The following is a 492-nucleotide window of genomic DNA, read 5'->3' on the forward strand; positions in this document are numbered from 1 at the left end:
GCTATTTCCGAACTTGGCGTTGAAAAGCTTATTGTGGTTGGTGGTGAAACATCAGGTGGCACCATAAACCGCCTTGGCTTGCGGCGCCTACGCGCCCTGCCCGATAACGGAATTGGAACGGGATTTTGTGAGAGTGATGACAATCAAAAAACCCGTTTTTTTTTCAAATCAGGCAAAACTGGAAATGAAACAGTTATTCTTGATGCCTTGGCAGCTATGTGACGTCGGATAAAACTCTGGTGCAGGGTGCTTCAAAAAATGAGGCATAGAAAATTGGCTGATGTATAAGCCTCATACGTTTGAACTGATCAAAATATTAAAGAGAGCGTCTAAAGCTTGCAATATATGGCCAATCGGATTTTTGCCATATATTTGCACCCACGCCTAACCATCGCAACGCGGTGAAAACGCGAACTCGCATCAAATGTTTCGTAATCTGCAACAGCTATGGGGTCGTGTGTGGACCGTTTAGGTCAAGTTCTTACGAAAGCC

General features: G+C 44.7%; 1 protein-coding gene. It reads left to right on the forward strand.

All coding sequences use genetic code 11. The annotated features are described in order from the left end of the window. The coding region (locus tag RCF13_RS23450; RefSeq protein ID WP_308141584.1) for a nucleotide-binding domain containing protein at positions 1-222 on the forward strand (222 nt) is incomplete at its 5' end. Positions 223-492 lie beyond the last annotated feature (270 nt).

It is taken from the genome of Stenotrophomonas maltophilia group sp. RNC7 (assembly GCF_030910085.1).
GTDB classification, from domain to species: domain Bacteria; phylum Pseudomonadota; class Gammaproteobacteria; order Xanthomonadales; family Xanthomonadaceae; genus Stenotrophomonas; species Stenotrophomonas sepilia.